The organism is Candidatus Protochlamydia sp. R18 (genome assembly GCF_000648255.1).
GTDB classification, from domain to species: domain Bacteria; phylum Chlamydiota; class Chlamydiia; order Chlamydiales; family Parachlamydiaceae; genus Protochlamydia; species Protochlamydia amoebophila.
Genome location: NZ_BASL01000573.1, coordinates 1 through 292, shown reverse-complemented (window position 1 = coordinate 292; position 292 = coordinate 1). Strand labels below are relative to the sequence as shown.

At 34.6% G+C, this 292-nt stretch carries 1 pseudogene; it reads left to right on the top strand.

The features are described from left to right. Positions 1-57 precede the first annotated feature (57 nt). Positions 58-292, top strand: a pseudogene (locus TY19_RS00730) (IS1 family transposase); the annotation flags it as partial.

Genomic DNA, 292 nt, shown 5'->3' with positions numbered 1-292 from the left:
ATAGGTAAGGCTATTTCAATAAACTGATCTAATTTGATAGATTAATTATTCTAATTCAATCAGTGGTTATGGCTCATCTTGCATAAAAAAAGTCGGCAAGTGCTTGCTATGTAAGTGGGTCCTCGAGATAAAAAAACCGCTGAGCTTCTTTTTGCACAACTACCCGAATCATTAAAAAAGCCCTCTATCTCACTGATAAATTTAATATCTATTATGAAACCATCTCTTGGAGCCAACATCAACCAGTTAGCAAGCAATCTGGTCAGACAAGCTATATTGAAAGATTTAATTG